General features: G+C 70.4%; 19 protein-coding genes. 10 read left to right on the top strand and 9 right to left on the bottom strand.

The window, feature by feature from the left end; genetic code table 11:
- The first annotated feature begins 27 nt into the window (after positions 1-27).
- From ABXJ52_RS13140 to ABXJ52_RS13120, 5 genes are all read left to right on the top strand, one after another.
- Positions 28-237 (top strand): type II toxin-antitoxin system VapB family antitoxin, encoded by a 210-nt coding sequence (locus ABXJ52_RS13140; RefSeq protein ID WP_367042075.1) that lies wholly within the window; start codon positions 28-30, stop codon positions 235-237.
- Positions 234-656: a PIN domain nuclease gene (locus ABXJ52_RS13135; RefSeq protein ID WP_367042073.1), complete on the top strand. Its 423-nt coding sequence runs from the start codon at positions 234-236 to the stop codon at positions 654-656. Before ABXJ52_RS13140 ends, ABXJ52_RS13135 begins: the two co-directional genes overlap by 4 nt.
- A 209-nt stretch (positions 657-865) precedes the next feature.
- On the top strand, positions 866-4,549 hold the full coding sequence (locus tag ABXJ52_RS13130; RefSeq protein ID WP_367049024.1) for an ABC transporter ATP-binding protein: 3,684 nt from the start codon (positions 866-868) through the stop codon (positions 4,547-4,549).
- 96 nt (positions 4,550-4,645) lie between these two features.
- The gene (locus tag ABXJ52_RS13125) at positions 4,646-5,047 is read left to right on the top strand and encodes a hypothetical protein (protein ID WP_367042071.1); all 402 of its coding nucleotides are present in this window, start codon (positions 4,646-4,648) and stop codon (positions 5,045-5,047) included.
- Positions 5,048-5,187: 140 nt separating this feature from the next.
- Positions 5,188-6,606, top strand: a complete 1,419-nt coding sequence (locus ABXJ52_RS13120; RefSeq protein ID WP_367042069.1) for a S28 family serine protease — start codon at positions 5,188-5,190, stop codon at positions 6,604-6,606.
- 243 nt (positions 6,607-6,849) lie between these two features.
- Here ABXJ52_RS13120 and ABXJ52_RS13115 read toward each other — a convergent pair whose 3' ends face one another.
- The 7 genes from ABXJ52_RS13115 to ABXJ52_RS13085 all read right to left on the bottom strand — a co-directional run bounded on the left by ABXJ52_RS13115 (position 6,850) and on the right by ABXJ52_RS13085 (position 14,567).
- A complete protein-coding gene (locus ABXJ52_RS13115; RefSeq protein WP_367042067.1) occupies positions 6,850-7,470 on the bottom strand; it encodes a hypothetical protein in 621 nt (206 codons plus the stop codon).
- Between the two features lie 113 nt (positions 7,471-7,583).
- Positions 7,584-9,422, bottom strand: coding sequence for a glycoside hydrolase family 3 protein (locus ABXJ52_RS13110; RefSeq protein WP_367049022.1), 1,839 nt, complete (start codon positions 9,420-9,422; stop codon positions 7,584-7,586).
- Positions 9,423-9,922: 500 nt separating this feature from the next.
- Complete coding sequence (locus ABXJ52_RS13105) at positions 9,923-10,843, bottom strand: LysR family transcriptional regulator (protein WP_367042066.1); 921 nt, start codon at positions 10,841-10,843, stop codon at positions 9,923-9,925.
- Positions 10,844-11,023: 180 nt separating this feature from the next.
- A complete protein-coding gene (locus ABXJ52_RS13100; RefSeq protein WP_367042064.1) occupies positions 11,024-11,827 on the bottom strand; it encodes a sugar phosphate isomerase/epimerase family protein in 804 nt (267 codons plus the stop codon).
- Positions 11,824-12,783, bottom strand: coding sequence for a bifunctional helix-turn-helix transcriptional regulator/GNAT family N-acetyltransferase (locus ABXJ52_RS13095; RefSeq protein WP_367042062.1), 960 nt, complete (start codon positions 12,781-12,783; stop codon positions 11,824-11,826). The genes ABXJ52_RS13100 and ABXJ52_RS13095 overlap by 4 nt, the downstream gene beginning before the upstream one ends.
- Before the next feature lie 99 nt (positions 12,784-12,882).
- Complete coding sequence (locus ABXJ52_RS13090) at positions 12,883-13,449, bottom strand: Uma2 family endonuclease (protein WP_367042061.1); 567 nt, start codon at positions 13,447-13,449, stop codon at positions 12,883-12,885.
- A 44-nt stretch (positions 13,450-13,493) separates the two neighbouring features.
- The gene (locus tag ABXJ52_RS13085; RefSeq protein WP_367042059.1) at positions 13,494-14,567 is read right to left on the bottom strand and encodes a LacI family DNA-binding transcriptional regulator; all 1,074 of its coding nucleotides are present in this window, start codon (positions 14,565-14,567) and stop codon (positions 13,494-13,496) included.
- 122 nt (positions 14,568-14,689) lie between these two features.
- Between ABXJ52_RS13085 and ABXJ52_RS13080 the strand changes: the two genes are divergently transcribed.
- From ABXJ52_RS13080 to ABXJ52_RS13070, 3 genes are read left to right on the top strand one after another with little or no spacing between them, the layout of a single operon-like run.
- Positions 14,690-15,856, top strand: a complete 1,167-nt coding sequence (locus ABXJ52_RS13080) for a Gfo/Idh/MocA family oxidoreductase (RefSeq protein WP_367042057.1) — start codon at positions 14,690-14,692, stop codon at positions 15,854-15,856.
- The gene (locus tag ABXJ52_RS13075) at positions 15,853-17,013 is read left to right on the top strand and encodes a dihydrodipicolinate synthase family protein (protein WP_367042054.1); all 1,161 of its coding nucleotides are present in this window, start codon (positions 15,853-15,855) and stop codon (positions 17,011-17,013) included. The genes ABXJ52_RS13080 and ABXJ52_RS13075 overlap by 4 nt, the downstream gene beginning before the upstream one ends.
- On the top strand, positions 17,010-17,864 hold the full coding sequence (locus ABXJ52_RS13070; protein ID WP_367042052.1) for a sugar phosphate isomerase/epimerase family protein: 855 nt from the start codon (positions 17,010-17,012) through the stop codon (positions 17,862-17,864). The genes ABXJ52_RS13075 and ABXJ52_RS13070 overlap by 4 nt, the downstream gene beginning before the upstream one ends.
- A gap of 26 nt (positions 17,865-17,890) precedes the next feature.
- On the opposite strand, the gene ABXJ52_RS13065 is transcribed toward ABXJ52_RS13070, so the two are convergent.
- On the bottom strand, positions 17,891-18,430 hold the full coding sequence (locus tag ABXJ52_RS13065; RefSeq protein WP_367042051.1) for a DUF937 domain-containing protein: 540 nt from the start codon (positions 18,428-18,430) through the stop codon (positions 17,891-17,893).
- A 296-nt stretch (positions 18,431-18,726) separates the two neighbouring features.
- Between ABXJ52_RS13065 and ABXJ52_RS13060 the strand changes: the two genes are divergently transcribed.
- Complete coding sequence (locus ABXJ52_RS13060; RefSeq protein WP_367042049.1) at positions 18,727-21,012, top strand: ATP-dependent RecD-like DNA helicase; 2,286 nt, start codon at positions 18,727-18,729, stop codon at positions 21,010-21,012.
- Between the two features lie 182 nt (positions 21,013-21,194).
- The gene (locus ABXJ52_RS13055; protein WP_367042047.1) at positions 21,195-22,484 is read left to right on the top strand and encodes a citrate synthase; all 1,290 of its coding nucleotides are present in this window, start codon (positions 21,195-21,197) and stop codon (positions 22,482-22,484) included.
- 449 nt (positions 22,485-22,933) lie between these two features.
- On the opposite strand, the gene ABXJ52_RS13050 is transcribed toward ABXJ52_RS13055, so the two are convergent.
- Positions 22,934-25,171 (bottom strand): heavy metal translocating P-type ATPase, encoded by a 2,238-nt coding sequence (locus tag ABXJ52_RS13050; RefSeq protein WP_367042044.1) that lies wholly within the window; start codon positions 25,169-25,171, stop codon positions 22,934-22,936.
- Positions 25,172-25,243: the final 72 nt, after the last annotated feature.

The following is a 25,243-nucleotide window of genomic DNA, read 5'->3' as shown; positions in this document are numbered from 1 at the left end:
ATGCAGGATCCCTAGGGAGGATATGCGATGTCGAATCTCTACGTAGAAGTGGACGACGAAGCCCTCAGCGAAGCTGCCTCCATACTGGGCACCACGACGAAGAAGGACACCGTCAACGCCGCCCTGCTGGAGGTGGCAAGGCGGCGCAGGCGGCTGCAGGCGTTGGAGGAACTCGCCGAGATGGGCGACCGGGGCGATTTCGACGTGCTCCTGGACAAGAGCGCCTACCGTCGATGAGTCCCGTCACCTACCTCATCGACACATCGGCAGCCGCCCGCGTCCTGACCGACAAGACGCTCCGCGAACAATGGAGCGAGCACTTGGCCGAGGGCGTCGTCGGACTGTGTGAGATCACCGAGTTGGAGATGCTGTTCTCCGCTCGTTCCCTCGCCGACCGGCTGACGAAGGAGGAGCTGCTCGCCGAGCTGTTCAACTGGACGCCCGTACCGGACCGGGTCTACCAGCGCGCCCGTACCGTCCAGCGGCTGCTGACGGAGTCGGGTGAGCACCGCAGCGCCGGTGCCGTGGACCTGCTGCTCGCCGCCACGGCCGAGCTCACGGGCCTGACCGTGCTGCACTACGACGCGGACTTCGACACCATCGCCAGGGCGACCGGGCAGCCCACGAAGTGGGTGGCGCTTCCGGGAGCCCTGTGATCCCGGATCGCTGGTCCTAGGCCCTGCGGGCGGGGTTCTAGGTCCAACGACCTGTCTTTGTTGCGGCGGGATGAAATCCGCATCCCCCCGGGTTGTGTCTCTCGGCAGGTCAGGTCGACGGGAGGCACGTGGTGGCGCAGCAGCGGGGTGGGGTCGAGCAGGAGAAGGCCGGTGAGGCCGGGCCGGAGCAATCCGGCTGGGCGAAACGGCTGACCGGGTACGCGTGGCGGTATCCGAAGGACGTCGTGCTCGCGCTCGGCTCCTCGCTGGCCGGCATGGCCGTCATGGCGCTCGTCCCGCTCATCACCAAGGTGATCATCGACGACGTCATCGGCGACAAGACGCGCGACATGGGCCCCTGGGTCGGCGCCCTCATCGGCGCCGCCGTCCTCGTCTACGTCTTCACCTACATCCGCCGCTACTACGGCGGCCGTCTCGCCCTCGACGTCCAGCACGACCTGCGGACCGAGATGTACGGGACGATCACCAGGCTCGACGGACGGCGGCAGGACGAGCTGTCCACCGGTCAGGTCGTCGGACGCGCCACCAGCGACCTCCAGCTCATCCAGGGCCTGCTCTTCATGCTGCCGATGACCATCGGCAACATCCTCCTCTTCGTGATCTCCCTCGTGATCATGGCGTGGCTCTCCATCCCGCTCACCCTCGTGGCACTCGCCGTGGCCCCCGCCCTCTGGTTCATCGCCAAGCGCAGCCGGGGCCGCCTGCACCCCTCCACCTGGTACGCGCAGGCCCAGGCCGCCGCCGTCGCCGGCGTCGTGGACGGTTCCGTCTCCGGCGTACGCGTCGTGAAGGGCTTCGGCCAGGAGGACCAGGAGACCGGGAAGCTCAGGGAGGTCGGGCGCAAGCTCTTCGCGGGCCGTCTTCGCACCATCCGCCTCAACTCCAAGTACACACCCGCCCTGCAGGCCGTGCCCGCGCTCGGGCAGGTCGCGATGCTCGCGCTCGGCGGCTGGCTCGCGGTGCGCGGGCAGATCACGCTCGGCACGTTCGTCGCCTTCTCCAGCTACCTCGCCCAGCTCGTCGGACCCGTGCGGATGCTCGCCATGGTCCTCACCGTCGGCCAGCAGGCCCGCGCGGGCGCCGAGCGCGTCCTTGAGCTCATCGACACCGAGCCGACGCTGACGGACGGCACCAAGGAACTGCCCGCCGACGCCCCGGCCACCGTCGAGTTCGACGACGTCTCCTTCGCGTACGAGGACAGCCGCCCCGTCCTCGACGGCCTCTCCTTCGAGATCCGGCCCGGCGAGACCCTCGCCGTCGTCGGCACCTCCGGCAGCGGCAAGTCCACCGTCTCGCTGCTACTGCCCCGCTTCTACGACGTGACGCACGGCGCCGTCCTCGTCGGCGGCCACGACGTGCGCGAGCTGACCACCGACTCGCTGCGGGCCGCGATCGGCCTCGTGCCCGAGGACTCCTTCCTCTTCTCCGACACCATCCGCGCCAACATCGCGTACGGAAAGCCGGACGCCACCCAGGAGGAGATCGAGACCGCGGCCCGCGCCGCCCAGGCCGACCGCTTCATAGCGGAGCTGCCCGACGGCTACGACACCACCGTCGGCGAGCACGGCCTCACCCTCTCCGGCGGCCAGCGCCAGCGCGTCGCCCTCGCCCGCGCCATCCTCACCGACCCCCGCCTCCTCGTCCTCGACGACGCGACGTCAGCGGTGGACGCCCGGGTCGAGCACGAGATCCACGAAGCCCTGCGCGGCGTCATGGCGGGCCGCACCACCCTCCTCATCGCCCACCGCCGCTCCACCCTGAACCTCGCCGACCGCATCGCCGTGCTCGACGGCGGAAGCCTCGCCGCCATCGGCACACACGAGGAACTGACGGCCGACTCCCCGCTCTACCGGCGCCTGTTGACCGACCCGGACGAGCTCGGCGGCGTCTCGCCCGGCCGCACGGTCCCGGTCGAGATCCCCGAGGACACCTCCGTACGCGACGAGCTCGACGCGGAGTTCGACGCCGAGCGCGGCATCACCCCGCAGCTGTGGGTCGGCGACCGTGAGCCGAAGGACACCGCGATGTCCGGGATGCCCGCGACGCCCGAACTCCTCGCGCAGGTCGACGCGTTGCCCCCGGCCACCGACACACCCCACGTCGACGAGGCACGCGCGGTCACCCCGGAGGATTCGTACGGCCTGCGGCGTCTCCTCGCCGGATTCGGGAAGCCGCTGCTCCTCGCCCTGCTGCTTGTCGCGGTCGACGCGGGCATGGGCCTGCTGCTTCCCGTGCTGATCCGGCACGGCATCGACGACGGCGTCACGCAGCTCGCGCTCGGCGCCGTGTGGGTGGCCGCCGGCCTCGCGCTGCTCGCCGTGCTCGCCCAGTGGGTGGCGCAGATCGGCGAGACGCGGATGACCGGACGGACCGGCGAGCGCGTGCTCTACTCCCTGCGCCTGAAGATCTTCGCGCAGCTCCAGCGGCTCGGACTCGACTACTACGAGCGCGAGTTGACCGGGCGCATCATGACCCGGATGACGACGGACGTGGACGCGCTCTCCACCTTCCTCCAGACGGGCCTGGTCACCGCCTTCGTCTCCGTCGTCACCTTCTTCGGCATCATGGTCGCGCTCGTCTTCATCGACGTGCAGCTCGCGCTCGTCGTCTTCGCGACCCTGCCGCCGCTGATCATCGGCACGGTCTTCTTCCGCCGCTCCAGCGTCAAGGCGTACGAGCTGGCGCGTGAGCGCGTCTCGGTGGTCAACGCCGACCTCCAGGAGTCCGTCGCGGGCCTGCGTATCGTGCAGGCCTTCCGGCGGGAGCGCTCCGGCGGCAAGAAGTTCGCGCAGGCCAGCGACGACTACCGCAGTGCCCGTATTCGTGGGCAGTGGCTGATCTCCATCTACTTCCCGTTCGTGCAGCTGCTCTCGGCGGTCGCCGCGGCGGCGGTCCTGATGGTCGGCGCGGGCCGGGTGGAGGCGGGGACGCTGACGACCGGCGCCCTGGTCGCCTACCTCCTCTACATCGACCTGTTCTTCGCCCCCGTCCAGCAGCTCTCGCAGGTCTTCGACGGCTACCAGCAGGCCACCGTCTCGCTCGGCCGCATCCAGGAACTGCTCAGGGAGCCGACCTCCACCAAGGCCGCGGACGAGCCCCTCGACGTCCTGTCCCTGCGCGGCGAGATCGCCTTCGAGGACGTGAACTTCGCGTACGGGACCGATGACGAACCGGAGGAGGCGCTCAGCGACGTACGCCTGCGCATCCCCGCGGGCCAGACCGTCGCCTTCGTCGGCGAGACCGGCGCAGGCAAGTCGACCCTGGTCAAGCTCGTCGCCCGGTTCTACGACCCGACCGGCGGCCGGGTCACGGTGGACGGCACGGACCTGAGGTCCCTCGACCTGACCTCCTACCGCCACCGCCTCGGCGTCGTCCCGCAGGAGGCCTACCTCTTCGCGGGCACGGTGCGCGACGCGATCGCCTACGGGCGGCCCGACGCCACCGACGCCCAGGTGGAGGCCGCGGCCCGCGCGGTCGGCGCGCACGACATGATCGCCACGCTGGACGGCGGCTACCTCCACGAGGTCTCCGAACGCGGCCGCAACCTCTCCGCGGGCCAGCGCCAGCTGATCGCCCTGGCCCGCGCGGAGCTCGTCGACCCCGACATCCTGCTCCTGGACGAGGCGACCGCGGCCCTCGACCTCGCCACGGAAGCGCAGGTCAACCAGGCCACCGACCGCATCGCGGGCAAGCGCACCACCCTGGTCGTCGCCCACCGCCTCACCACGGCGGCCCGCGCGGACCGCGTGATCCTGATGGACCACGGCCGGGTCGCGGAGGACGGCACGCACGAGGAGCTGCTCGCGCTCGACGGGCGGTACGCGACGCTGTGGCGCACGTTCGTGGGGGAGACGGAGCCGACGGCCGCCTGACCCGGAGAACAAATGGGGGGTGGGGCGCAACCAGGCGCCCCACGGTCCGCGTCCGTACATCAGTACGCTGATGCGGATGTGTCGGGAGGGAAACCGGTGAGCAGTGGTCGAATACGGCGGAGCCTCGCGCTCGGCGCCGTCGCCCTTGCGGCTGCCGTCCTGCTCGGTGTCGCGGGCGCCGGTGCGGCGCAGGCGCAGGCACCGGCGTCGGCCGGGCGCTGCGCCGGGCACAAGGTGCGCACCCTCTCCTTCAGCACCGGCAAGGTCGTCATCTACAAGAGCCGCGGCTATGTCTGCGCCGTCACCGTCGCCAAGCGGCCCGGCGCCCGCAAGACGATGTCCGTCAGCGTCCAGGCCCGCGGCAACCGCCCGGCCAGGGACAAGGGCCGCTTCACGCATCACGCGGGCCCGGTGACGGTGCACGCGGGGCACCGGTGCGTGTGGGTGAAGGGGTCCGTGGGCGGCGGGAACACCAGCTCGGGCTGGATCCTGTGCTGAGGTCCGTGCTGATCACACGTTGAGCATTGTGTGCCCCTTTGTGACGTACTGAGTCCTGGCATGACGCAAGAGCCCCTAGTGGTGAGCGAGTTGCTCCGATAAGTTCCGGCGGACGCAATCGCGAACTTAGGGGAGAGTGCATGCGCAAGGCGCTCAGATGGCTGCTGTCGCTCGTCGTGCTGATAGGCATCGGCACCGCGGGCACAGTGAGTGCGGCAGGGGCGGCCACCGCCGCGAAGCCGCAGGCCACCGACATCAAGGACAGGCTCCTCGCGATACCGGGCATGAGCCTGATCGAGGAGAAGCCGTACACCGGCTACCGCTACTTCGTCCTCAACTACACCCAGCCGATCGACCACCGGCACCCCTCCAAGGGCACCTTCAAGCAGCGCCTGACGGTCCTGCACAAGGACACCGCCCGCCCCACGGCCTTCTTCACCAGCGGCTACGGGGTCTCGACGAACCCCAGCCGCAGCGAGCCGACGCGGATCATCGACGGCAACCAGGTCTCCATGGAGTACCGCTTCTTCACGCCGTCCCGCCCCGAGCCGGCCGACTGGTCCAAGCTCGACATCTGGCAGGCCGCGAGCGACCAGCACCGCATCTTCAAGGCGCTCAAGCCCGTCTACGACAAGAAGTGGGTGGCGACCGGCGGCTCGAAGGGCGGCATGACCGCCACGTACTACGAGCGCTTCTACCCGCGTGACATGGACGGCGTCGTCGCGTACGTCGCCCCGAACGACGTGGTGAACAAGGAGGACTCGCGCTACGACGAGTTCTTCGAGACGGTCGGCACCAAGGAGTGCCGCGCCGCGCTGGAGGCCGTGCAGCGCGAGGCGCTCGTGCGCCGTGAGCCGCTGGAGAAGAAGTACGCGGAGTTCGCCGAGGCCGGCGACTACACCTTCAAGACCGTCGGCAACCTCGACAAGGCGTACGAGGCCGTCGTCCTCGACCTGGTGTGGGGCTTCTGGCAGTACCAGCCGGAGTCGGCGTGCGCGGACGTCCCCGACGCGTCGTCCGCCTCGGACCAGGCGATCTTCGACTACGTGGACTCGGTGGGCGGCTGGACCTCCTACACGGACCAGGGCCTGACCCCGTACACGCCGTACTACTACCAGGCCGGTACGCAGCTGGGCTCGCCCGACATCAAGCAGCCCTGGCTCGGCGACCTGAGCCGCTACGGCTACCAGCCGCCGCGGAACTTCGTGCCGCGTGAGATCCCGATGAAGTTCCAGTCGGGTGCCATGAAGGACGTGGACCGCTGGGTGCGGCACAACGCGACGCGGATGATGTACGTCTACGGCGAAAACGACCCGTGGGGCGCGGAGCCGTTCCGTCCCGCCAGGGGCGCGAAGCACGACTCCCACGTCTTCACCGCACCGGGCGCCAACCACGGCGCGAACGTGGCGGGCCTCGTCCCCGCGGAGAAGGCCAAGGCAACGGAACGCATCCAGGCGTGGGCCGGGGTCTCGACTTCGGCTTCCGCGAAGCCACTGGCGCCTTACGACGCGAAGCTTGACCGCAAGGATGAGCAGAAGGATCTGACCCTGCGGCCGTAGGGACAGAGTCTTTCCCCAACCCCGCCCCTTCCCGAAAACCCGCTGGCGCGGGGGCCTTGGTTGCCGTCATCACCGGCTTCGCCGAGTTCGTCCTCAAACGCCGGACGGGCTGAGAATTCCCCGGCTCGGGGAAATCTTTCAGCCGTCCGGCGTTTGAGGACCGGGGTCTGGGGCGGAGCCCCTCCGCGGCGGAGCCGCTAATGTCACAGCCGGGAAGGGGCGGGGTTGGGGAAAAGGAACCGCTCACACCCGCACCGCACACCCCACCCGCCCCCCACCCCCCAGCGACACGTACAGCTGCGTCGCGGCGGGGCACGCGTCACGTGACGGCGCCGCCGAAGCCACCCTGTACTCAGGGGGCTTCGCCCCCGACCCGTCGCAGGCGGTCTCCCGCACCTCCCCCCGCCCCGCGCTGTACACGCAGTCCCCGACCACAGTCCGAGGCCCACCCCCACCCCCGGGATCCCCGGGATGCGGCAGCTCCAGGTTCCGCATGCAGGCGTAGCCCCGCGGCACCTCCCCGTTGCCGTCCTCGTCCACCGCGGGCCGGTTCTCGGTGATGTGCAGGACGAAGTCCGTGCGGGCGGGGCATGACGGACCCTCCGCGACCGTGCCGTCGTAGCGGGCGATGACCCGCGCCGCCGCCCGCTCACTGGTGCACGGCACCTCCGTGAACGTCTCGCGCCCCCGCGAACTGCACTCCTCCACGGCGAGGAAGACAGCTCCGTATCCGGACGACGCCGACGGGGAAGGCTGCCGGTCCGGCGACTCCGAGCCCGGGTCCGGCGACTGCTGGCAGCCGCTCACGCCGACGAACACCACCAGCAGCAACCCCGCATACCTCAGGCCAAGCATGACAAGCATGGCGAACCCCCCGATTTGTGCACCCAGCGTGACCCGCGGGGGCGGGCGCACGCCAGGCGCGTGGGGTGCTTTGCGTCAGGTGGCGGTGGCGCGCGGGTGGCGCGGCGTACGGATCAGTACGTAAGGCCGTGCCCGACCCGGTACAGCACCTGCCCCGGATCATCCGCACGCTGCACCGGCACGGGCAGCCGCCCCCGCGGGTCGGCGCGCCCCGCGATCACCCGTACCGCGGCGCGCAGTTCGACGTCCGTCCAGCAGTACGCGGCGAGCGAAGCGCCCACGCCCTGGAGCCGCGCCACGTCGTACGGATTGCGGATGGCCACCGCGACGACCGGAACCCCCGTCGCCACCAACGCTTCCACCAGGGCGATCTGCGCGCTCCCCGCCCCCACGTTGTACGTGCCCACGAGCACCGCGTCCTGGCCCGCTGCCGCCGCCACCGCTTCGGCGATCTTCGCGGCGGAGGGTGCCGTGCCCGTCGGCAGGACCGTCGGCGAGAAGCCGAGGTCCGTCAGCTCGCGCCCGATGACGGTCGTCGGCGGACCCGTCGTCCCCGAGGGTGACGCCGGGTCCGCGCCCACGACGAGCACCTTGCGACGCGACTTCCGGGACAGCGGAAGCAGCCCGTCCTTGTTGAGCAGCAGTGTCGTCGTCTCCTCCGCGATCCGGTCGGCGGCGGCGAGATGCGCGCGCGTGCCGACCGCCCGGTCGACGCCGCGCGAGGTGACGTACGGGTCGGAGAAGAGGTCGAGTTTCGCCTTGAGGCACAGGACGCGAAGGATCGATTCGTCGAGCCGCGCCTCCGTCAACTCGCCGTCCCGCACGGCCTGGAGTACCGCGTTCCAGGCGATCTCCGGCTTCGGCGGGTTCAGGAGCTGGTCGACGCCCGCCTTCAGCGCGAGCACCGGCACGCGGTCGTCGCCGTACTTCGTGCGTACCCCCTGCATGCCGAGCGAGTCCGTCACCACGACTCCGTCGTAGCCGAGTTCCTCGCGCAGGATGCCGGTGAGGATGGGGTGGGAGAGCGTGGCCGGGTCCTCCGCCGGGTCGAGGGCCGGGACCACGATGTGTGCGGTCATGATCGAGTCGATGCCCGCGGCCACCGCCGCCCGGAACGGCGGGGCGTCCAGGGTTTCCCACTGCTCACGGGTGTGGTGGATGTACGGCAGCTTGGAGTGGCTGTCGTCCTTGGTGTCGCCGTGCCCGGGGAAGTGCTTGGACGTCGAGGCGATGTCCGTGCTCTGGTAGCCCGTGACCTGCGCGGCGACCAGTTCGGCGACCGCTTCGGGGTCGGAGCCGAAGGAGCGTACGGCGATGACGGGGTTGGCGGGGTTGACGTTCACGTCGGCGACCGGGGCGTAGTTCTGCCGGATGCCGAGCGCGCGCAGTTCGGTGCCCGCGATGCGGGCCGCCTTGCGTGCGGTGGAGCGTGAGCCCGCGGCGCCCAGGGCCATCGCGCCAGGCAGGAGCGTGGCGGGGACGCCGACGCGGGCGACGGCTCCGTGCTCCTGGTCGGTGGAGATGAGCAGCGGGATGCGGGCGGTGGGGGAGTCCTGCGGGGCCTGCGGGGTGAGGGCGGCGCGCTGGATGCCGTTCGAGAGGGCGGCGATCTGGTGCGGGTCACGGGTGTTGTGGGCCCAGCCGAAGTAGATGATGCCGCCGAGGTGGTACTTGGCGACCGCCTCCGCGGCGGTGCGCACGCCGAGCTCCTTGAGGTTGGCGTCGACGTCCGCCTGGTCGGGCTCGGTGGCGGAGTGGCCGTACACATGCATCACGAAGAGCTGGCCGACCTTCTCTTCCAGGCTCATGCGGGAGATGAGCTCCCGCAGCTTCCGGTCGCGACCGCGGTCACCGTCCCCGGCCGCGTGGGCGGCGGAGGGCGCCGCCAGGGCCGTCGCCGCGACGGCCGTGGCGGTGAGCAGGGTACGTCTGGAGGCGTTGCGGTGGGACATGTGGGACATGTGAGCTCCTTCGGGGACGCCCTACGAGGACGGAAACCGGGCCGGAGCCGGGCTGGGGAAACCGGCTGAAGGAAACTTTCCGAGAGTCACGGATATCCCGAAGATTTCTGCCGGTCAAGAGAGCGGGCGGCGGGAGTCGCCGGTCGCCGCGAAGGACGCGAAGGAGAGGGGGCCGTCACCGGCGCTGTTGAAGGGGGGCGCACCGGTGACGGCATGCTGCCGGCCGCGGGCGGCAGAGAGGGTGGTCAGCGTTCGCAGCCAGCAGCGATGCCGACACCGCCGCGCGGAGACTCACCCGGCAGCACGCCAGTTGGACGGTGGTTGCTCCGCGCGGGTTCCCCATAGGGGGCGTTTTCCGGAAAGTGGTGCGCGGGGGAGTCCTGGGGTTCGGGAGGCGGCTCCGTGGGGTTCGGGGGCCGCTCCGTGGGGCTCGGGAGGCGGCTCCGCGGGCTTCGGGAGGCCACCTCGGGGCGGGAGTGGCCGCTTCGGTGTCAGGAGCCCTGCTTCACGCGCGCCGCGCCGGTCCAGTGCCCCTGCAGCGTCCGTACCGTCTCGGCGATCGCGGGGCGCCGCGACGCCCCGGCCCGCCACAGCGCGTAGAGCCGCCGCACCGGCAGCGGATCGAGCCGCACGGTGACCGCGCCGTCCGGGATCGCCCCGCGGCCGAGGCGGGGGATGAGCGCGATGCCGAGCCCCGCGGCGACCAGCGCGACCAGGGTGGGGTTCTCCTCCGCGGTGTGCGCGATGTCCGGCTCGCAGCCCGCCTCGCGCAGGGTGCGCACCAGCCACTCGTGGCAGACGAGCCCCGGCGGCTGCGTGATCCACCGCTCGCCCTTCAGCTCCTCGCGGCGCACGGCTTCACGGCCCGCGAGCCGGTGTCCCGCGGGCACGACGAGGTCGCAGAAGTCGTCGCCGATGACGGCCTGTTCGACGCCCGGAGGCGTGGGCAGCGGTGCGATGTCCCAGTCGTGCACGACCGCCATGTCCACCGCACCCCTGGTCACGAGATCCACGGAGAGATGCGGGTCGACCTCCGACATCCGGGCGTCGAGCGCCGGGTGCCGCCGGGCGAGATCCGCGAGGGTGACCGGCATCAGGCCACGCGCGGCCGAGGCGAACGCGGCGATGGTCAGACGGCCCGCGGGCAGCCCGCGCCGCTCCTCGAGCTCGGTCTCCGCGCGCTCCACGATCGCCATCAACTCCTGCGCGGTGGACGCGAGATGACGTGCCTCCTCGGTGAGCGCCACACCTCGGCCCTGCCGCTCGAGGAGGGTGGTGCGGGTCTCGCGCTCCAGCTTGGCTATCTGCTGGGAGACGGCGGACGGGGTGTAGCCGAGCGCGGTGGCGGCGGCTCCGACGGTGCCGTGCACGGAGACGGCGTGCAGGGCGCGGAGCCGAGCGAGATCGAGCACGAGAAGCCCTCCCCAGTGGTCGGCGACGCCTGGCCGCGCCGCCCGATCCGTAAGCGTTGCTTCATCCCATCATGCGGAGATCCGCGCTGGTCCTGCATGGTAGGGGCGGGGCGGGTGACCCTCGACGCATGCGGCCCGCGCCTGTCCTCCTGGCCGCCCTCGTGGCCGCCGCTGACGGCGTCAGGCGGGGCGGTTCAGGAGCCGGGACAGGAAGTCCCGCCCCGGGCCCAGGAGTTCGGGGAGCGGCGCCGCGTCCTCGTACCACCGCTTCTCGTACTCCCAGCACAGCCAGCCGTCCCGGTGCTCCCCGCCGAGCAGCACGTCCACGCACTCGGCGAGCGGCAGGACGCCCTCGCCGAGGCCGAGCGGTGTCGTGTCGTCGGCCGACGCGATGTCCTTCACCTGTACGTAGCCGAGGTACGGGGAGAGCGCCGCGTGGCTCTCCGCGGGGGACTCACCGCCGAGCCAGGTGTGCATCACGTCCCACAGGGCGCCGGCGTGCCGGTGGCCCACCGCGCCGAGCACGCGGGTCGCCGCGGCGCCCGTGCGGTGCGAGTCGTGGGTCTCCAGGAGGATGCGGATGCCGAAGTCCGCGGCGAACTCGGCTGCCGTGCCGAGCCGTCGGGCGGCCGTCGCGTCGGCCTCGTCCGCGCTCTGTTCGCTGCTGCCGCCGGGGAAGACGCGGATGAAGGGGGCGCCCAGGTCACGGGCGAGGGTGAGCAGGGAGCGTATGTCGTCGAGGACTGGCTCGTCGTCGCCGGGCTCCGCCACGCGCGCGTACCCGGCGATACCGAGAACCTCGATGCCCGCGGTCTTGAACTGCGCGGCCACGTCGGCCCGTTCGGTGAGGCCGATCCCCGGGTGGACCGGCTCCTCGGGGTGCGCGCGCAGCTCGACGCCCTGATAGCCGTGCGTGGTGGCCAGGTTCAGCACGTCGGCGAGGGGGAGACCGGGCACGCCGAGGGTGGAGAAGGCGAGTTTCATGACGCAGACCCTAGGTGCAGTTGCCAGTCCTGCCCCAGCAGGTCCACGCCGAACGAGCGGTGCGGTTTCTCGTCGACGAGGACGAAGCCGTGCCGCTGGTAGATGGTGCGGGCGGCGCCGAGGATGTCGTTGGTCCACAGGGCCATCTCGCGGTAACCGACGCCGCGCGCGAACTCGACGCAGGCTCCGACGAGTTGATCCCCGATCCCGTACCCCCGCGCGTCCGGCTCGACGAGCAGGAGCCGCAGCCGGGCGGTCCCGGGCGCCTCGTCGCGCACGCACATCACGGACCCCACGGGCCGCCCGTCGAGCTCGGCGATCCACACCCGCTCCAGGTAAGGATCGTGATCCTCCGCGAAGTCGGCGACGATCCGGGCGACCAGGCCCTCGTAGTCGATGTTGAACCCGTACTCCGCCGCGTACAGGGCGGCGTTGCGCTGCACGATCCACCCGAGGTCCCCGGGTCCGGGCTCCCGCAGAACCACCTCCGGGGCCCGGGCGCCCTTGCCCGCCCTGCTGTCCTCCAGGATCTGCCGCACGGTGCGCATGGCCGCCGCGAGCCGGGTGCGCTCGCCGGGCGCCACGGTCGAGAGCAGGGATCCGACCGATTCGTCCGACCGCTCGTCCAGGAGCGCGGCGGCCTCCCGCCCCCGGGCGGTGAGCGTGATGCTCTGACGCCGGGGATCACGCGCGGAGGGGGCCCGCTCGACGAGCCCGGCCTTCTCGAACTTGCCGAGCAGCCGACTCAAGTACCCGGCATCAAGGGTCAGTTCGGCCCGCAGGTCGGCCGCGTCCGTGCGCGGCGAGTGAGCGAGCTCGTAGAGGACGCGGGACTCGGTGAGGGTGTACGGGACGTAGGTGTGCCGGCTGTAGTCGAGGGCGCCGATGAGGTTCGTGTAGAAGCGGTTGAAGGCGCGGAAGTCACGGACGGGGGTGTCGGGCGCGGCATGCGACATGGGCTCACTCCGAGGCCATCGAAAGCACTCACCTTTGACTGAGTCAACGGTACGCCGCCCCGCTCATGACCACCATGCCCAGCCGGGACCGAACTCCGCTCACCCCAGCTCCCCGGCCTTCGGAAAGCCGCCGGTGGTGATGGTGATGTCGCGTCCCTGGAGGGGCAGGGTGAGGTCCTGGCCGAAGGGGACCTTGGTCTCCTCCTCGTAGCTCCCGGTCCTGGTCGGGCCGCGGTGGACGGTGCAGACGCCGTCCTCAAGGTCGATGACCACGTAGACCGGGATGCCGCATTCCGCGTAGAGATGGAACTTCTTGGCGAAGTCGTTGTCCCGGCTGCTCCGCGAGACGACCTCGATGACCGCCTCCAGGCTGTGCCACTCGAAGCGGCCACGGCTGTTGCGCTCGGATCCGGGGGCGACGATCGCCAGGTCGGGCGCGTAGCCGTACTGGCTGGACGGGAAATCGACCATGACGTCCGAGAGAGCCGTGCCGTGGGAGGCGAGCTGCTGGGCGATCTGTGGGGCAGCCGAGAGGACAACCTTCCACTGATACTCACTGCGCGGCATCATGATGATCTTGCCAGCGGTGATCTCGACGCGGTAGCCGCGCGGAAGGTTCACACCGTCCAGTACGGCCCACGCGCTTGGCGCCTCCATGGCTGTCATATGCGCCTCCACCTGCTTCCGTCGATGTCAACGACATCAAGGCCTCACCGACACGGCGGCGCCGTGGACCCCCGCACCATCAGCTCCGCCCCGATCGTCGCCACGCCGCCGGGCGGTGCCTCCTCCGAGCCCGTGGCCAGGCGGCCCGCGCGGGCGCCTGCCTCGTGCAGCGGCAGGCGTACGGTCGTCAGGGCGGGGACGGCGTCGATCGAGAAGGGCAGGTCGTCGAAGCCCGCCACCGAGATGTCGTCGGGGATACGCAGACCGCGCTCGCGCAGGGCGGCGGACGCGCCCAGGGCGACCGTGTCGTTGGCGGCCACGATGGCGGTCAAGTCCGGGGCGCGGCGCAGGAGTTCGAGCGTGGCCTCGTAGCCGGAGCGGCGGGTGTAGGGGCCGTGGACGGTCAGCTCTTCCTGGTCGTCGTCGGTGTTGCCGGGGTTGCCGGTGCCGAAGGCTTCGATGGCCTCCCGGTGGCCTTCGAGCCGGTGCCGGGTCGTCGTCCGCTCCATCGGCCCCGCCACGTACCCGATCCTGCGGTGCCCCAGCGTCAGCAGATGCTCCGTGAGCCGCCGTCCGCCGCTGCGGTTGTCGAAGGTGAGCGTGGCCACCGCCGCGTCCGAGTCCTCCAGTGGCGGGCGTCCGCAGAGCACGATGCGGGTGCCCGCGTCCGCCAGGCGTGCCAGTTTGGCGGACATCGCGGCGGCGTGCGCGGGGTCCTCAAGGGCGCCGCCGGTCAGGACGACCGCGGCGGCGCGCTGGCGCTGGAGCAGGGTCAGATAGGTCAGCTCGCGCTCCGGGGAGCCCCCGGTGTTGCAGACCACGGCCATCCGCTCACCCCCGGCGCGTCCGCCGGGACCGCCGATCTCCGACTGGACGGCGCCCGCCATGATCCCGAAGAAGGGGTCGGCGATGTCGTTCACCAGGATGCCGACCAGGTCGGACGTGGCCGCGGCGAGCGAGCTCGCGGGCCCGTTGAGGACGTAGTCGAGGTCGTCCACGGCCCGCAGGACACGCTCCCGGGTGGCCGCGGCGACGGGGTAGTTGCCGTTCAGTACGCGGGAGACGGTAGCGGGGGAGACCTGGGCGCGGGCCGCCACGTCGGCCAGGGTCACGGTCATCTCGGCGTCCTCCGGTCACGGCTCTGGTCCGAAGCCCTTGTCCGAACCTTGTGCGGCAGGCTAGCTTCTTCTCATGTAGAAAGCGCTTGCTATACGCTTACCTGCGTACGGAGGGACTCCCTGTGACTCGCAAGACGGTGCGCATCGCCATGAACGGTGTGACGGGACGGATGGGCTACCGCCAGCACCTCGTCCGCTCCCTGCTCGCCCTGCGCGAGCAGGGCGGACTCCCCCTCGGTGACGCCGACAACACGGTGCTGTGGCCCGAGCCGGTCCTGGTGGGCCGCAGGGAGAACGCCCTGCGGGAGATCGCGGAGCGCCACGGACTCGACGCCGAGAAGGCCGTCTCGACCGACCTGGACGCGGTCCTCGCGGACCCCACCATCGACATCTACTTCGACGCGCAGGTCACGTCCGCGCGCGAGGAAGCCATCAAGCGGGCCATCGCCGCCGGCAAGCACGTCTACACCGAGAAGCCGTCCGCGACCGGCCTCGCGGGCGCCCTCGAACTGGCCCGCCTCGCCGCGTCCGCCGGCATCAAGCACGGCGTGGTCCAGGACAAGCTCTTTCTACCGGGACTGCTCAAACTGAAGCGCCTGATCGACGGCGGCTTCTTCGGCCAGATCCTGTCCGTCCGCGGCGAGTTCGGCTACTGGGTCTTCGAGGGCGACTGGCAGAGCGCCCAACGCCCCTCCTGGAACTACCGCGCGCAGGACGGCGGCGGCATCGTCGTCGACATGTTCCCGCACTGGGAGTACGTCCTGCACGAGCTGTTCGGCCGCGTACGCAGCGTCCAGGCGCTGGCGGCCACGCACGTACCGCAGCGCTGGGACGAGCGGGACAAGCCCTACGACGCGACGGCGGACGACGCGGCGTACGGCATCTTCGAGCTCGAAGGCGGCGCGGTCGCGCAGATCAACTCCTCCTGGACGGTCCGCGTGAACCGCGACGAGCTGGTCGAGTTCCAGGTGGACGGCACGGAGGGCTCGGCGGTCGCGGGCCTGCGCAACTGCCGCGTACAGCACCGCAGCAGCACCCCCAAGCCGGTCTGGAACCCCGACCTGCCCGTCACGCACTCCTTCCGTGACCAGTGGCAGGAGGTCCCCGACAACCAGGAGTTCGACAACGGCTTCAAGGCGCAGTGGGAGCTCTTCCTGAAGCACGTGTACGCGGACGCGCCCTACCACTGGGACCTGCACGCGGGCGCACGCGGCGTGCAGCTCGCCGAACTGGGCCTGAAGTCCTCGGCGGAGGGCCGCCGCATCGAGGTACCGGAGATCGCCCAGTGACGCTCCTGCTCCCGCGCGTGGACGGCACCACGCGCCCGTACGAGCCCCGCAGGGCGCCCTCGCAGGCGCCGCCCGGCAGCGGCGCCCCCCTGGCCTCCCGCAAGGTCTTCTCCGCGGCCCACGTGGTCGCGGACCCCTACGCCGACGTGTCCCCGGACTCCCCGGCGGCCGTCGACTGGGACGCGACCCTCGCCTTCCGCCGCCATCTGTGGGCGCAGGGCCTGGGGGTGGCCGAGGCGATGGACACGGCACAACGCGGCATGGGCCTGGACTGGACGGGCGCCGCGGAGCTGATCAGGCGTTCCGCGGCGGAGGCGAAGTCGGCGGGCGGCGCGATCGCCTGCGGCGCGGGGACGGACCAACTCACCACGCCGGCCGACCTGCCGACGGTCCGCGCGGCCTACGAGGAACAGCTGGCCCTGGTCGAATCGACCGGCGCCCAGGTGATCCTGATGGCATCGAGGGCGCTCGCCGCCACCGCCACCTCGCCGGACGACTATGCGGAGACGTACGGCCACCTCCTGCGCCAGGCGAGCGAGCCGGTGATCCTGCACTGGCTCGGCCCGATGTTCGACCCGGCGCTCACCGGCTACTGGGGCAGCGAGGACCTGGACGAGGCGACGGAGACGTTCCTCGATGTCATCTCCGCGCACCCCGACAAGGTCGACGGGATCAAGATCAGCCTCCTCGACCCCGGCCGCGAGATCGCCCTGCGCCGCCGCCTTCCGAACGGCGTGCGCTGCTACACGGGCGACGACTTCAACTACCCCGAGCTGATCGCGGGCGACGAGCAGGGCTTCAGCCACGCCCTGCTCGGCATCTTCGACCCGCTGGCTCCGCTGGCGGCGGATGCGGTGCGCGCGCTGGACATGGGCGACACCAAGGCGTTCCGAGCCCGCCTCGACCCCACAGTGGAACTGTCCCGCCACCTCTTCCAACCCCCCACCCGCTTCTACAAGACGGGCGTGGTGTTCCTGGCATGGCTGGCAGGCCACCAGACCCACTTCACCATGGTGGGCGGCCTGCAGTCGGCACGGTCGCTGCCGCACCTGTGCCACGCCTACGAACTGGCGGACGGCCTCGGCCTGTTCCCGGACCCGCTCCTGGCGGAGTGCCGCATGAAGTCCCTACTGGCCACGTACGGAGTAGACCAATGAGCGAGTCCGAGTCCCTGGCGCGCTTCTCCATCAACCAGATGACGGTCAAGCAACTGTCGCTGCCGGAACTGGTATCGGCGTGCACGGACTTGGGGGTCCCCGGGGTCGGCCTCTGGCGTGAGCCGGTCCAGTCGTACGGCCTGGAACGGACCGCCAAGCTGGTGCGCGACGCGGGTCTTACGGTCACCACGCTCTGCCGGGGCGGCTTCCTCACGGCGGTCGAGCCGCACGCGCGCGTGCGGGCCATCGACGACAACAGGGCGGCGATCGACGAGGCGGCGACGCTGGGTACGGACACGCTGGTCCTGGTCTCGGGCGGCCTGCCCGCCGGAAGCAAGGACCTGCACGGGGCACGCTCGCGCATCGCCGAAGCGCTGGCGGAACTCGGCCCGTACGCGGCGTCCCGCGGGGTCCGCCTCGCCATCGAGCCCCTCCACCCCATGTTCGCGTCGGACCGCTGCGTGGTCTCCACGCTGGCCCAGGCGCTGGACCTGGCGGAACGCTTTCCGGCTTCGCAGGTGGGGGTCTGCGTCGACACGTACCACGTGTGGTGGGACGACAGGGCGCCCGCGCAGATCGACCGCGCGGGGCGCGGTGGCCGCCTCCACGCGTTCCAGCTGGCGGACTGGGTGACGCCGTTGCCGGAGGGGGTCCTGAACGGGCGCGGGCAGCTGGGGGAGGGTTCGGTCGACCTGCGGTCGTGGCGAGGGTTGGTGGAGGGGGCGGGTTACGGGGGCCCGATCGAGGTGGAGCTCTTCAACGAGGGGCTGTGGTCGAGGGACGGCCACGAGGTCCTGTCGGAAACGGTGCGGGGCTACTTGCGCCACGCGTTGCCTGGCGGGACGCCCTAACCCGCACCACCCGCCCCCCGGCAGGGCTACCGCTTCTTGCCGCCCAGGATCTGCCCCAGGAGGTCGCCGAATCCACCCCCGGTGGAACCCGCCCCCGGAGCCCCCGCAGCCCCCGACTTCCGCGCCCGCTTCGTCAGCACCGCAAACAGCACCGGAATCACCAACTCGATCACCCGCGTCACAGAAGCCGCCGGCAACCCCGTCTTCTTCGCCACCGCGTTAGCCACCGGCCGGCTCATCTTCGCCAGCACCCCGGAAAGCATCCCGCCCGCCGCGAGCCCCCCGAACCCACCGAAGCCGACGACCCCCTGCGGAGGCGACGCCTCGGCGAGTGCCTGTTCGACCTCTGCCGCCTCCGCGGGATCCTCCGCCTTCTCCTGGAGGTTCCCCGAAAGCGCGGTCACCGTGGTTCCCACCACGTCCTGCGCCCCCGCGGCATCCGTACCGAGCAGCCCCGCGATCTCTTGGAGCTTGTCGTCGCCCAGTTCGTCGAGTACGTCCTTCTCCAGCGAGGTGCCATCGGAAGTTTCCGTGCCGTCAGGAGTTTCTGGCGATTGTTCGTTCATGCGTTAAAAGTTACTTCTGCCCCACTTCCTCGGCACCCCGAAAACTAATCGCCCCGCCCGTGCAACCCTTCCCGCCCGACGCGGGTCGTACTTTGCGTCGGGACTTCCGTGGGGGAGATCTGGGGGGATCAGCGGAGCACCGACAGGGGAGGGGAGACCCGAGGGGGCCCGGTCGAAAGACCGGGCCCCCTCGAAGCTGCGCCCCGCCCCAGCCGGCTGCACCCCACCCCAGCCACCCCCGCCCGAGTTATCCACAGGCCCCCCACACTGTCAGCCCCGAGCGATAGCGTCGGCTCATGTCGAGCCCAGCAAAAGTGACGACCGCCGTGGTCGAAGGCGTCCTGGAGCGGATCACGTACGCCAACGAGGAGAACGGCTACACGGTCGCCCGTGTGGACACCGGCCGCGGCGGCGGCGACCTCCTCACCGTCGTCGGCGCACTGCTGGGCGCCCAGGTGGGAGAGTCCCTGCGCATGGAGGGCCGCTGGGGCTCACACGCCCAGTACGGCAAGCAGTTCACGGTGGAGAACTACACCACCATCCTCCCGGCCACCATCCAGGGCATCCGCCGCTATCTGGGCTCGGGCCTCATCAAGGGCATCGGCCCCGTCATGGCCGACCGCATCACCACCCACTTCGGCGTGGACACCCTCGACATCATCGAGAAGGAACCCAAACGCCTCGTCGAAGTCCCGGGCCTCGGCCCCAAGCGCACCAAGATGATCGCCGCCGCCTGGGAGGAACAGAAGGCCATCAAGGAGGTGATGGTCTTCCTGCAAGGCGTGGGCGTCTCCACCTCCATCGCCGTCCGCATCTACAAGAAGTACGCGGACGCCTCCATCTCCATCGTGAAGAACGAGCCCTACCGCCTCGCCGCGGACGTCTGGGGCATCGGCTTCCTCACCGCGGACCGCATCGCCCAGTCCGTCGGCATCCCGCACGACAGCCCCGAACGGGTCAAGGCAGGCCTGCAGTACGCACTCTCGCAATCCACCGACCAGGGCAACTGCTATCTCCCCGAGGACCGCCTCATCGCGGACGCGGTGAAGCTGCTCCAGGTGGACACGGGCCTGGTCATCGACTGCCTGGCCGAGCTCGCGACGGAGGACGAGGGCGTCGTACGCGAGAGGGTCCCGGGCCCCGGCAGCGGCCCCGAAGGGGAAGAGCCAGTCACCGCCGTCTACCTCGTCCCCTTCCACCGCGCCGAACTCTCCCTCTCCGCCCAGCTCCTGCGCCTGCTCAGAGCTCCGGACGACCGTCTGTCCGCCTTCCGGGACGTCGACTGGGACAAGGCCCTCGCCTGGCTCGCCACCCGTACGGGCGCAGACCTCGCGCCCGAGCAGGAGCAGGCGGTCAGGCTCGCGCTGACGCAGAAGGCGGCCGTCCTCACCGGCGGCCCCGGCTGCGGCAAGTCCTTCACGGTCCGTTCCATCGTGGAGCTCGCCCGCGCCAAGAAGGCCAAGGTCGTCCTCGCCGCCCCCACGGGCCGGGCCGCCAAACGCCTCGCCGAGCTCACCGGGGCCGAGGCCTCCACCGTCCACCGCCTCCTGGAGCTGAAGCCGGGAGGGGACGCCGCGTACGACAAGGACCGTCCGCTCGACGCCGACCTCGTCGTGGTCGACGAGGCATCCATGCTGGACCTGCTCCTGGCCAACAAGCTGGCGAAGGCCGTCGCCCCGGGCGCCCACCTCCTGTTCGTCGGAGACGTGGACCAGCTGCCGAGCGTCGGCGCGGGCGAGGTGCTTCGGGACATGCTCAGCGAGCGGAGCCCCGTCCCCGCGGTCCGGCTCACCCACATCTTCCGGCAGGCCAAGCAGTCCGGCGTCGTCACGAACGCCCACCGCATCAACTCCGGGGTGCCGCCCATCACTCAGGGGCTCTCGGACTTCTTCCTCTTCGTCGAGGACGAGACCGAGGACGCGGGGCGGGTCACCGTCGACGTGGCGGCCCGTCGCATTCCGGCCAAGTTCGGCCTCGACCCCCGCCGCGACATCCAGGTGCTCGCCCCCATGCACCGCGGCCCGGCGGGCGCGGGGAACCTGAACGGCCTGCTCCAGCAGGCCATCACCCCGAGCAGGCCCGACGTACCGGAGAAGCGCTTCGGCGGCCGGGTGTTCCGCGTCGGCGACAAGGTCACCCAGATCCGCAACAACTACGAGAAGGGGCAGAACGGCGTCTTCAATGGCACCGTCGGGGTAGTCACCTCGCTCGACTCCGACGAGCAGCGGCTCACGGTCATGACGGACGAGGACGAGGAGATTCCGTACGACTTCGACGAACTGGACGAACTGGCGCACGCGTACGCGGTCACCATCCACCGCTCCCAGGGCAGCGAGTATCCGGCGGTGGTGATCCCCGTGACCACGGGTGCGTGGATGATGCTCCAGCGGAATCTGCTCTACACGGCGGTCACGCGCGCCAAGAAGCTGGTCGTCCTTGTCGGTTCGCGCAAGGCTCTGGGGCAAGCGGTGCGCACGGTCTCCGCGGGCAGACGCTGTACGGCCCTGGACTTCCGGCTCGCCGGAGGCCGTGGTTCCACGCCCGGATCCACCCCTGGAAATTTTGATCGATCAAACGAGTAGGAAAGGTCACACACCACTTCCGCAACCGGGGCGAAGAGGGGCAGGATGAGTAGGTTGGCGGCACTCAGTGCCGCCAATAGGCCCAATGGTCGACCCCGAGTGCACTCTCCAGGGCCAAATGGGGGATGGTAGAGACAGTCAGGGCACCTCGAAGAAGAGGCACAACGTCGGTGAGGGATGACGTGAGCGACAACTCTGTAGTACTGCGGTACGGCGATGGCGAGTACACCTACCCGGTGATCGATTCGACCGTCGGCGACAAGGGCTTCGACATCGGGAAGCTCCGCGCCCAGACCGGTCTGGTGACCCTGGACAGCGGCTATGGCAATACCGCCGCCTATAAATCCGCCATCACCTATCTCGACGGTGAGCAGGGGATCCTCCGGTATCGCGGCTACCCGATCGAGCAGCTGGCCGAGCGCTCCACCTTCACCGAGGTGGCGTACCTGCTGATCAACGGCGAACTGCCGAAGGTCGACGAGCTCGCCAGCTTCAAGAACGAGATCACGCAGCACACCCTGCTGCACGAGGACGTCAAGCGGTTCTACGACGGCTTCCCGCGTGACGCACACCCGATGGCGATGCTGTCGTCGGTGGTCAGCGCGCTGTCGACGTTCTACCAGGACAGTCACAACCCGTTCGACGAGAAGCAGCGTCACCTTTCGACGATCCGTCTTCTCGCCAAGCTTCCGACGATCGCGGCCTACGCGTACAAGAAGTCGCAGGGCCACCCGGTCGTCTACCCGCGCAACGACCTCGGCTACGTCGAGAACTTCCTGCGCATGACCTTCTCGGTGCCGGCCGCCGAGTACGACCTCGACCCGGTCGTCGTCTCCGCGCTGGACAAGCTCCTGATCCTGCACGCGGACCACGAGCAGAACTGTTCGACCTCCACCGTGCGTCTGGTGGGCTCGTCGCAGGCGAACATGTTCGCCTCGATCTCCGCCGGCATCTCGGCCCTCTGGGGCCCGCTGCACGGCGGTGCCAACCAGTCCGTCCTGGAGATGCTCGAGGGCATCAAGGCGGACGGCGGCGACGTCGACACCTTCATCCGCAAGGTGAAGAACAAGGAAGACGGCGTGAAGCTCATGGGCTTCGGGCACCGCGTCTACAAGAACTTCGACCCCCGGGCGAAGATCATCAAGGCTGCGGCGCACGACGTCCTCTCGGCGCTCGGCAAGTCCGACGAGCTCCTGGACATCGCGCTCAAGCTCGAGGAGCACGCGCTGGCCGACGACTACTTCGTCGAGCGCAAGCTGTACCCGAACGTGGACTTCTACACGGGTCTCATCTACCGCGCGATGGGCTTCCCGACCGAGATGTTCACCGTGCTGTTCGCGCTCGGCCGTCTTCCGGGCTGGATCGCGCAGTGGCACGAGATGATCAAGGAGCCGGGATCCCGCATCGGGCGCCCGCGCCAGATCTACACCGGTGAGGTCCTGCGGGACTTCGTCCCCGTCGAGGGTCGCTGAACCAAGCGAAAAGCGCCCCGCCGTCGATCCCCCCACGGGTCGACGGTCGGGGCGCTTTCCTGTTCCCCGGTGCGGATTCCCCCCACGGGATCCGGCCGGGCGTCTGTGGTGGCAGCGCGCCAGTTGTGCTGCACGTCGTACTTGTCGTGCGTCGTGCTCGTCCTGCGATCTGCCGGGACGCGTACGAACCAGGAGGGCCGCTCAAGCTCCCCGGTGCACGTGTCCCGGCCAACGCATTCCTAGGAACATCCCCCAAGATGTCCCCGATGTCTAGAGACGTCCCCCAAGACGTCCCTGGCATCGTCCTCTTAGACTCGCGAGCCCCCCGAATGGTTACGTTGGGATCGCTGTGATCTGCGTCTCCATCATATGTCCTGTACATGCGCAAGAGGCCCGATATGCCGATCAGGACTCAGGCGTGAGAATGCTGCGACCGAGATGTGAAGAGCTTATGTGAAGTTCCTGAGTCGGAGGCTGTTGGTGACCACAAAGACCGAGGAAAATGCCATCGCGGCCCCCGCGATCATCGGGTTCAGGAGCCCGGCGGCGGCGAGCGGCAGCGCGGCGACGTTGTAGCCGAAGGCCCAGAAGAGATTGCCCTTGATCGTGGCGAGGGTCCTACGGGAGAGCCTGATCGCGTCGGCCGCCCCGCGCAAGTCCCCGCGCACCAGCGTCAGATCGCTCGCCTCGATGGCCGCGTCCGTGCCCGTCCCCATCGCGAGGCCCAGATCGGCCGTGGCGAGCGCCGCGGCGTCGTTGACCCCGTCCCCGACCATCGCGACGACCTTGCCCTCGTCGCGCAGCCGCCGTACGACATCGACCTTGTCCTCGGGAAGCACATCGGCGTACACGGCCTCGGCCTCGATGCCGACGGCCCTCGCCACGGCCTGCGCGACCGCGTCGTTGTCCCCGGTGAGCAGCACCGGCGTCAGCCCCAGGGCCCGCAGCTCGCGCACCGCTTCGGCGCTGGTGTCCTTGACGGTGTCGGCGACGGTGAGCACACCGCGCGCCACACCGTCCCAGGCGACCAGCACGGCCGTACGTCCCGCCGCCTCGGCCTCCGCCTTGAGCGCGGCCACCGAGGCGAGCCCCTCGACTCCCGCGTCCGCGAGCAGCCGCTCACGGCCCACGAGCACCAAGTGCCCGTCCACCGTGCCGCGCACGCCCGACCCCGCGACGTTCTCGAAGCCCCGCACGGCGGGCAGCGCGCCCACCGAGAGCCCCGACTCCGCGGCGGCGCCCACGGCGATGGCCCGCGCCACGGGGTGCTCGGAGGCGTGCTCCAGGCCCCCCGCGAGCCGCAGCAGCTCCTTCTCCTCGGTCTCCCCGGTGACGTACACGTCCCGCAGGGTCATGCGCCCCGTCGTCACCGTCCCGGTCTTGTCCAGGACGACCGTGTCCACCCGCCGCGTGGACTCCAGGACTTCGGGGCCTTTGATGAGGATGCCGAGCTGCGCGCCGCGCCCGGTGCCGACCATCAGGGCGGTCGGGGTCGCGAGGCCGAGTGCGCACGGGCAGGCGATGATCAGGACGGCGACGGCCGCGGTGAAGGCGGCGGTCACGTCACCGGTGGCGCCGAGCCAGCCGCCGAGCGTGGCGGTGGCGATCATCAGGACCACCGGCACGAAGATCCCCGCGATCCGGTCGGCCAGGCGCTGCACCTGCGCCTTGCCGGTCTGGGCGTCCTCGACGAGCTTGGCCATCCTGGCCAGTTGGGTGTCGGAGCCGACGCGGGTGGCCTCGACGAGGAGTCGCCCCGAAAGGTTCGTGGTCGCCCCGGTCACCGCGTCGCCCTCGGCCACGTCCACCGGAACGGACTCGCCGGTCAGCATCGAGACGTCGACCGCGGACGCGCCTTCCACGACGGTTCCGTCGGTCGCGACGGTCTCGCCCGGACGTATGACGAAATGGTCGCCGACCACGAGACGCGCGACCGGTATGCGGACCTCCGTGCCGTCCCGCAGCACGGCCGCTTCCTTGGCGCCCAGTTCGAGCAGCGCGTGCAGGGCCGAGCCCGCCTTCCGCTTGGCGCGCGCCTCCAGCCAGCGGCCGAGCAGGATGAACGTGACGACGCCCGCGGCCACTTCGAGGTAGAGCGTCGACGCGGCGTCGGCGCGCGACACCGTGAACTCGAAGCCGTGCCGCATCCCCGGCATCCCCGCGTCCCCGAGGAAGAGCGCCCACAGGGACCAGCCGAACGCGGCGAGCGTGCCCACCGACACCAGGGTGTCCATGGTCGCGGCGCCGTGCCGCAGATTCGTGAACGCGGCCTTGTGGAAGGGGTAACCGCCCCAGACGACGACGGGCGCCGCCAGGGTCAGCGAGAGCCACTGCCAGTTGTCGAACTGGAGCGAGGGGATCATCGCGAGCAGGACGACGGGCAGCGAGAGCAGCGCCGAGCAGATGAGCCGCCGGCGCAGGGTGTCGGGCTCGGTGATGTCGGCGGTGGTGGCCGGTGTCTCCCGCTCGGGCGGAGCCGGGACGATCTCCCGCGCGCTGTAGCCGAGCTTCTCGACCGTGGCGATCAGCTGCGCGACCTCGACCCCTTCCGCGTACGAGACCTTCGCCTTCTCCGTGGCGAGGTTGACCGACGCGTCCACGCCCTCCACGCGGTTCAGCTTCTTCTCGATGCGGGCGGAGCAGGAGGCGCAGGTCATTCCGCCGACGGCGAGTTCGACTTCGTTCATGGCTCTTTCGTACGTCTGGGGTGCAGCGGCTGCGGGCCCTGTGACGGTGTCACAGAGCCCGGGGTACCCGGC

The sequence above is a fragment of the Streptomyces sp. Je 1-332 genome, from assembly GCF_040730185.1.
In the GTDB taxonomy this organism is placed as follows: domain Bacteria; phylum Actinomycetota; class Actinomycetes; order Streptomycetales; family Streptomycetaceae; genus Streptomyces.
This window is presented reverse-complemented; position numbering and strand designations above follow the sequence as displayed.

What these genes read in the sequence shown, in the direction of transcription:
- ABXJ52_RS13070 (WP_367042052.1), top strand. Translation starts at nt 17,010, where the DNA reads ATGAGCGAGTCCGAGTCCCTGGCGCGCTTCTCCATCAACCAGATGACG.
- ABXJ52_RS13050 (WP_367042044.1), bottom strand. Translation starts at nt 25,171, where the DNA reads ATGAACGAAGTCGAACTCGCCGTCGGCGGAATGACCTGCGCCTCCTGC.
- ABXJ52_RS13100 (WP_367042064.1), bottom strand. Translation starts at nt 11,827, where the DNA reads ATGAAACTCGCCTTCTCCACCCTCGGCGTGCCCGGTCTCCCCCTCGCC.
- ABXJ52_RS13085 (WP_367042059.1), bottom strand. Translation starts at nt 14,567, where the DNA reads ATGACCGTGACCCTGGCCGACGTGGCGGCCCGCGCCCAGGTCTCCCCC.
- ABXJ52_RS13060 (WP_367042049.1), top strand. Translation starts at nt 18,727, where the DNA reads ATGTCGAGCCCAGCAAAAGTGACGACCGCCGTGGTCGAAGGCGTCCTG.
- ABXJ52_RS13065 (WP_367042051.1), bottom strand. Translation starts at nt 18,430, where the DNA reads ATGAACGAACAATCGCCAGAAACTCCTGACGGCACGGAAACTTCCGAT.
- ABXJ52_RS13095 (WP_367042062.1), bottom strand. Translation starts at nt 12,783, where the DNA reads ATGTCGCATGCCGCGCCCGACACCCCCGTCCGTGACTTCCGCGCCTTC.
- ABXJ52_RS13110 (WP_367049022.1), bottom strand. Translation starts at nt 9,422, where the DNA reads ATGTCCCACCGCAACGCCTCCAGACGTACCCTGCTCACCGCCACGGCC.
- ABXJ52_RS13120 (WP_367042069.1), top strand. Translation starts at nt 5,188, where the DNA reads ATGCGCAAGGCGCTCAGATGGCTGCTGTCGCTCGTCGTGCTGATAGGC.
- ABXJ52_RS13135 (WP_367042073.1), top strand. Translation starts at nt 234, where the DNA reads ATGAGTCCCGTCACCTACCTCATCGACACATCGGCAGCCGCCCGCGTC.
- ABXJ52_RS13140 (WP_367042075.1), top strand. Translation starts at nt 28, where the DNA reads ATGTCGAATCTCTACGTAGAAGTGGACGACGAAGCCCTCAGCGAAGCT.
- ABXJ52_RS13090 (WP_367042061.1), bottom strand. Translation starts at nt 13,449, where the DNA reads ATGACAGCCATGGAGGCGCCAAGCGCGTGGGCCGTACTGGACGGTGTG.
- ABXJ52_RS13115 (WP_367042067.1), bottom strand. Translation starts at nt 7,470, where the DNA reads ATGCTTGTCATGCTTGGCCTGAGGTATGCGGGGTTGCTGCTGGTGGTG.